At 60.2% G+C, this 6,575-nt stretch carries 7 protein-coding genes and 1 tRNA gene; 7 read left to right on the top strand and 1 reads right to left on the bottom strand.

Features of this window, described 5'->3' with window-relative positions:
• Positions 1-12 precede the first annotated feature (12 nt).
• Positions 13-1,236, bottom strand: coding sequence for a S1C family serine protease (locus tag AWB68_RS09765; RefSeq protein WP_087644137.1), 1,224 nt, complete (start codon positions 1,234-1,236; stop codon positions 13-15).
• 20 nt (positions 1,237-1,256) lie between these two features.
• On the opposite strand from AWB68_RS09765, the gene AWB68_RS09770 reads away from it, so the two are divergent.
• From AWB68_RS09770 to AWB68_RS09800, 7 genes are all read left to right on the top strand, one after another.
• The gene (locus AWB68_RS09770) at positions 1,257-2,003 is read left to right on the top strand and encodes a Nif3-like dinuclear metal center hexameric protein (protein WP_087644138.1); all 747 of its coding nucleotides are present in this window, start codon (positions 1,257-1,259) and stop codon (positions 2,001-2,003) included.
• 215 nt (positions 2,004-2,218) lie between these two features.
• Positions 2,219-2,839 carry a ubiquinol-cytochrome c reductase iron-sulfur subunit gene (petA, locus tag AWB68_RS09775; protein ID WP_087644139.1) on the top strand — a complete coding sequence of 207 codons (621 nt, stop codon included), beginning with the start codon at positions 2,219-2,221 and terminating at the stop codon, positions 2,837-2,839.
• Complete coding sequence (locus tag AWB68_RS09780; RefSeq protein ID WP_087644140.1) at positions 2,839-4,221, top strand: cytochrome b; 1,383 nt, start codon at positions 2,839-2,841, stop codon at positions 4,219-4,221. The genes petA and AWB68_RS09780 overlap by 1 nt, the downstream gene beginning before the upstream one ends.
• Positions 4,222-4,243: 22 nt before the next feature.
• Positions 4,244-4,999 carry a cytochrome c1 gene (locus AWB68_RS09785; RefSeq protein WP_087644141.1) on the top strand — a complete coding sequence of 252 codons (756 nt, stop codon included), beginning with the start codon at positions 4,244-4,246 and terminating at the stop codon, positions 4,997-4,999.
• A gap of 100 nt (positions 5,000-5,099) precedes the next feature.
• Complete coding sequence (locus tag AWB68_RS09790; RefSeq protein WP_031362199.1) at positions 5,100-5,711, top strand: glutathione S-transferase N-terminal domain-containing protein; 612 nt, start codon at positions 5,100-5,102, stop codon at positions 5,709-5,711.
• A gap of 66 nt (positions 5,712-5,777) precedes the next feature.
• Positions 5,778-6,278: a ClpXP protease specificity-enhancing factor gene (locus tag AWB68_RS09795; RefSeq protein WP_087644142.1), complete on the top strand. Its 501-nt coding sequence runs from the start codon at positions 5,778-5,780 to the stop codon at positions 6,276-6,278.
• Positions 6,279-6,296: 18 nt separating this feature from the next.
• A tRNA-Thr gene (locus AWB68_RS09800) sits at positions 6,297-6,372 on the top strand.
• Positions 6,373-6,575 lie beyond the last annotated feature (203 nt).

Below are 6,575 nucleotides of genomic sequence, written 5' to 3' on the forward strand. Positions count from 1 at the left end.
AGGAATCGACGCTTACTCGTCGCCCTGACCCTGATCGCCCTGGTCGTCCTCGGGCAACTGCGGCGCGCGCGGCTGGGCCGGACGCTTGCCGATCGTCACGTTGACGTCCAGTTCCTTGTTCTTGCGCATCACGTGGACCTTCACCGCCGTCCCCGGCTTGATCTGCGCGACGACGTTGAGCAGGCGCGTGGTATCGGTGATCGTGTCGTCGTTGATGCTGACGAGGATGTCGCCCGGCTTGATGCCCGCCTTGTCGGCCGGTCCGCCCTGCAGCACCCCCGCGACGATCGCGCCCGATTTCTGCGCAAGCCCGAACGATTCCGCGATCTCCGGCGTCACGTCCTGCGGCTCGACGCCGATCCAGCCACGCGTCACCGTGCCCGTCGTGATGATGCTTTCCAGCACGCTGCGCGCCGTCGAAACCGGAATCGCGAAGCCGATGCCGAGCGAGCCGCCGCTCCGCGAATAAATCGCCGTGTTGATGCCGAGCAGGTTGCCGTTGACATCGACCAATGCACCGCCCGAATTGCCCGGATTGATCGCGGCGTCGGTCTGGATGAAGTTTTCAAACGTATTGATGCCGAGGTGGTTGCGCCCGAGCGCGCTCACGATGCCCATCGTGACCGTCTGCCCGACCCCAAACGGATTGCCGATTGCGAGCACCACGTCGCCGACGCGCGTCTGGTCCATGCGCCCGAGCGTGATGGACGGCAGGTTCGTCATGTTGATCTTGAGCACGGCGAGGTCGGTTTCCGGATCGACGCCGATCACCTTCGCGCTCGATGTGCGGCCGTCGGCCAGCGCGACTTCGATCTGATCCGCCCCATCGACGACATGCTGGTTCGTTAGAATGTAACCTTCCGAGCTGACGATGACGCCCGAGCCCAGATTCGACGCCGGCGGTTCATCGCTCTTGCGTTTGTTCTTGTCGCCGAAGAAGTAGCGAAAGAGCGGATCTTTCGCGCGCGGGTCGGGCGGCAGCGTGCCATCCTTGCTGGAGAACACGTTGACGACCGCGGGCATCGCCTTCTGGGCGCCTTCCGCGTACGACGATTGCGCGGGCCGCGCGCCGATGCTCGGCGCCACCTCCTGCAACGCGACGATCGGTTCGGCGAGTTGCTTGCCGAACTGGCCCTGGCGTTGAAGCCACTGCGGTTTTAAGGTCGCGACGATGAACATCAGCGCCAAAAGCACGGTCACCGCTTGGGCAAAAAACAGCCAGAAGCGTCTAAGCATTTGATGGAATAGAGGATTTCATGGATCGGATCGAACTCGAATTGTATCTGAACAATCTGCTGGAAATCGGCCGCTTCCGGGACTATTGCCCGAACGGACTGCAGGTCGAAGGCAGCCGGCGGGTCCAGAAAATCGCGACCGGGGTGACCGCTTCGCTCGCGTTTCTCGAGGCGGCCGTCGAATGGGGCGCCGACACCGTGCTCGTGCATCATGGCTATTTCTGGAAGAACGAGGCGCCGCAGATCACGGGACGCAAATACCAGCGGTTGCGCACGCTGATCGCCAACGACCTGAACCTCTTCGCCTATCACCTGCCGCTCGACTCGCATCCCGAACTCGGCAACAACGCGCAGATCGGCGCGCGGCTCGGCCTGATCGCCGACGGTCGTTTCGGCGACCAGGATCTCGGCTGGATCGCGCCACTGCCGATGCCGCTGTCGCTCGAGCATTTCACGGCATCGGTCGAGAACGCGCTGGGCCGCAAGCCGCTGGTGCTCGGCGACGCGGATCGCGAACTGCGGCGCGTCGCGTGGTGCACGGGCGGCGCGCAGGGCTTCTTCGACGACGCCATCGCCGCCGGCGCCGACGTCTATCTGAGCGGCGAAGTTTCCGAGCAGACGATGCACATCGCGGCGGAAAGCGGCGTCGCGTACCTCTCGGCAGGTCACCACGCGACCGAACGGTTCGGCGTGCAGGCGGTCGGTTCGCACCTTTCAGAGCGATTCGATATCGAACATCTCTTTATTGATATCGATAATCCTGTTTGAATAACGCCCGGCGCGGCGATTAATTGCGGCACCGCAATAGCGGTAAATAAACACTTCGTAAGAAGCCGGGAAAAGGTGCGGGGAAACCCTGAAGCATCAAGGACTTCGAGTGATTTTTGCTACTCGGGCCTTGTAAATGACGGCTCCATTCGCGCACACTAGCGGCGGAAGAACTGATGTGACGGTATAAATCCAACTCAGAAGTGGGGCGTGTGATGCGAGACAAGGAAGATAAGCGCGTCGACGGCAGCCGCCGTAGCTGGCTGATAGCGACGACCGTAGCGGGTGGCTTTGGAGGCGTGGCCACTGTCGTACCCTTTGTTAGTTCGTTTGCTCCTTCGGAAAAGGCCAAGGCGGCGGGTGCGCCGGTCGAGGTCGACATCAGCAGTCTCAAGCCCGGCGACATGATGACGGTCGCCTGGCGCGGCAAGCCCGTCTGGATCATCAATCGCACCGACGAGCAACTGGCCGACGTGAAGAAGGCTGACGGCGAAGTCGCCGATCCCAAGTCGAAGATGGAATTCTCGATGCCGTTGCCGGAGTACTGCAACAACGAGTTCCGCTCGCGCGCCGACCACAAGAACATCTTCGTGGCGGTCGCTGTGTGCACGCATCTGGGCTGCACGCCCACGCCGCGCTTCCAGGAAGGCCCGCAACCCAATCTCCCCGATAACTGGCCGGGCGGCTTCCTGTGCCCGTGCCACGGCTCGACCTACGACCTGGCCGGCCGCGTCTTCAAGAACAAGCCAGCGCCGCAGAACCTGGACGTGCCGCCGTACATGTTCACGTCCGCGACGCAACTCGTGATCGGCAAGGACGAAAAGGGAGAGGCTTAATGGCGCTCGCAGAAAAAGATGTGGAAACAACCGGGCTTGTCGGCTGGATCGATCGTCGTTTTCCGCTGACGTCGACGTGGAAGAAGCACGTCTCCGAATACTACGCGCCGAAGAATTTCAACTTCTGGTACTTCTTCGGTTCGCTTGCGCTGCTCGTGCTGGTGCTGCAGATCGTCACCGGCATCTTTCTCGTCATGAACTACAAGCCCGATGCGACGCTCGCGTTCGCGTCGGTCGAGTACATCATGCGCGAGGTGCCGTGGGGCTGGCTCATCCGCTACATGCATTCCACGGGCGCGTCGATGTTCTTCGTCGTCGTGTATCTGCACATGTTCCGCGGGCTGATGTACGGCTCGTATCGCAAGCCGCGCGAACTCGTCTGGATTTTCGGCTGCGCGATCTTCCTGTGCCTGATGGCCGAGGCGTTCTTCGGCTATCTGCTGCCGTGGGGCCAGATGTCGTTCTGGGGCGCGCAGGTGATCGTGAACCTCTTCTCGGCGATTCCGTTCATCGGCCCGGACCTGTCGCTATGGATTCGCGGCGACTATGTGGTGTCCGATGTCACGCTGAACCGGTTCTTCGCGTTTCACGTGATCGCGATTCCGCTTGTGCTGATCGGCCTGGTTGTGGCGCACCTGGTTGCGCTGCATGAAGTCGGATCGAACAATCCGGACGGCATCGAGATCAAGGCGAAAAAGGACGCAAACGGCATTCCGATCGACGGTATCCCGTTCCACCCGTACTACTCCGTCCACGATTTCATGGGCGTTTGCGTGTTCCTGTTCATCTTCTCCGCGATCATCTTCTTCGCGCCAGAAATGGGCGGATATTTCCTCGAAGCGAACAATTTCGTGCCGGCGAACCCACTCCAGACGCCACCGGAAATCGCGCCGGTATGGTACTTCACCGCGTTCTACGCGATGCTGCGCGCGACCACCGATCCGTTCAAGATCGTGCTGATGATCGTGATCGCGCTGCTCGGCGTGCTGGCGCTGTTGCGCGCGCGCGGCAAGTGGCGGCTGGGCTTGCCCGTGCTCGCCATCGCGGTGGTGGTGTTCATGGCCGTCACGGAGTCGAAGTTCTGGGGCGTGGTGGTGATGGGGACGGCGGTCGTCTCGCTCTTCTTCCTGCCGTGGCTCGACCGCAGTCCGGTGAAATCGATCCGCTACCGGCCGCTGTTCCACAAGGTCTTCTACGGCATCTTCGTGTTCGCATTCCTGACGCTCGGCTATCTCGGGACCCGGCCGCCATCGCCTGCCGCGACGCTCATCGCGCAAATCTGCGCGCTGATCTACTTTGCGTTCTTTCTCGGCATGCCTTTCTGGACGACGCGCGGCCGCTTCAAGCAGCCGCCTGAGCGCGTGCGCTTCAAATCCCACTGACGCTGCGCACGGAGACAACACGATGAAAAAATGGCTCTCTACACTGGCGTTGGTCGGGGCAGCGATGTTCACGCTCGGCGTGTCGCCGGCTCACGCGGAAGAGGAAGTCGCGCTCGACCGCGCGCCCGACAACGCGGACAATTTCGCGTCCTTGCAGCACGGCGCCCAATTGTTTGTAAATTATTGTCTGAATTGCCATAGTGCGAACCTGATGCGCTACAGCCGGCTGACCGATCTCGGCATCGACAAGAACGAAATCCAGAAGAACCTCCTTTTCACCACGGACAAGATCGGCAACACGATGTCGATCGCGATGCGTCCGGAGGATGCCAAGGCGTGGTTCGGGGCATCGCCGCCGGATTTGTCAGTGGAAGCGCGGGCACGGGGCAAGGACTGGCTTTACACCTACTTGCGGAGTTTTTACCGGGATGAAACGCGGCCGACGGGCTGGAACAACCGCGTGTACGAAAATGTCGGGATGCCGCACGTGCTCTGGACCTTGCAGGGCATCCGCACGGCGAAGTTCGAGACCGAAACGGACGAAAAGACCGGCGAAAAGGTGAAACATTTCACCGGATACACGCAGGTTACGCCGGGGTCGATGTCGCCAGTGGATTATGATTCTGCTATGGCCGATCTGGTTTCGTACCTTTCGTGGATGTCGGAGCCCGCCCAGCAGACCCGCAAGCAACTGGGTGTCTGGGTGCTGATTTTCCTGGGGCTTTTGAGCTTTCTCGCGTGGCGCCTGAATGCGTCATACTGGAAGGACATTAAATAAACACACCGCGAACGGTGTGGGCCAGCTTGACGACAAGCGCCTCTTCGAAGGCGCTTTTCGTGCGTTGGCCCGTCAAGTTTTCTGAAGGGACTTTAAAAACATGATGGTTTTGTACTCCGGCACTACTTGCCCGTTCTCCCAGCGCTGCCGGCTGGTGTTGTTCGAAAAGGGCATGGATTTCGAAATTCGCGACGTCGACCTGTTCAACAAGCCGGAAGACATCGCGGTGATGAACCCGTACGGACAGGTTCCGATTCTGGTCGAGCGCGACTTGATCCTGTACGAGTCGAACATCATCAACGAATATATCGACGAGCGTTTCCCGCATCCGCAACTGATGCCGGCCGATCCGGTGCAGCGCGCGCGCGCTCGCCTGTTCCTGCTGAACTTCGAAAAGGAACTGTTCGTGCACGTCGGCACGCTCGAAAACGAAAAGGGCAAGGCGGCCGAGAAGAATCACGAGAAAGCGCGCAACGCAATCCGCGATCGCCTGACGCAGCTCGCCCCGATCTTCCTGAAGAACAAGTACATGCTCGGCGAAGAGTTTTCGATGCTCGATGTGGCGATCGCGCCGCTTCTGTGGCGCCTGGATCACTACGGCATCGAGTTGTCGAAGAATGCCGCGCCGTTGATGAAGTATGCCGAACGGATTTTCAGCCGCCCGGCCTATATCGAAGCGCTGACGCCTTCGGAAAAGGTGATGCGCCGTTAGGTTTTGCGAGAGTTGGGGCGCGGCGGCGCTGACTTCGGGGTGCCGCGCTCCCGTAAAGGACAGTTGATGCAAGAGATTTCCACCAAGCCGTATCTCCTGCGCGCGCTCTACGAGTGGTGCACGGATAACGGCTTTACACCGCATATTGCGGTCCGGGTCGACAACGGCACGCGCGTGCCGCGCCAGTTCGTGCGCAACGACGAGATCGTGTTGAACATCAGCTTCGAGGCGACGAGCCAGTTGCAGATGGGCAACGAGTGGATCGAGTTCAGCGCCCGCTTCTCCGGCAAGTCGCACAAGATTGAGGTGCAGGTTGCCAATGTGCTCGCCATTTATGCGCGAGAGAACGGGCAGGGCATGGCGTTCCCGGTCGAGCCGGCGACGCTTGCGTCTGCCTCCGAGACACCCGAGGCGCCCCGTTCATCGGAACTGGATATTGCTGAGATCGATGGTGAATCAGGAAGCGGTTCGGCGGCTTTGTCTGCATCTTCGACGGAAGACAATGGTTCGGCTGACGAGGAGGCATCAAAATCGGCCGGTCGATCGCACCTCAAAGTGATCAAATGAAGTAGAATTTCTCGCTTCGCCGGCTTAGCTCATCTGGTAGAGCACTTGACTTGTAATCATGAGGTGGCGGGTTCGAGTCCTGCAGCCGGCACCAGACAAGTGTCGACGGGTCACGCGCTATTTGCGTGACCCGTTTGCATTTGGTTGGGAAGAGTGAAGTCTTAGGGGTGTATCTGGAGCGGTAAGCATGCACCCGGGTCGATAGGAAAGTTTAAAAACCTGTTGACGAATCGCGAAACGTTGTTCATAATCTCGTTTCTCTGCTGCTGATGCAGCGACGCAAAACGGAAGCGCCCC

The organism is Caballeronia choica (assembly GCF_001544535.1).
In the GTDB taxonomy this organism is placed as follows: Bacteria; Pseudomonadota; Gammaproteobacteria; order Burkholderiales; family Burkholderiaceae; genus Caballeronia; species Caballeronia choica.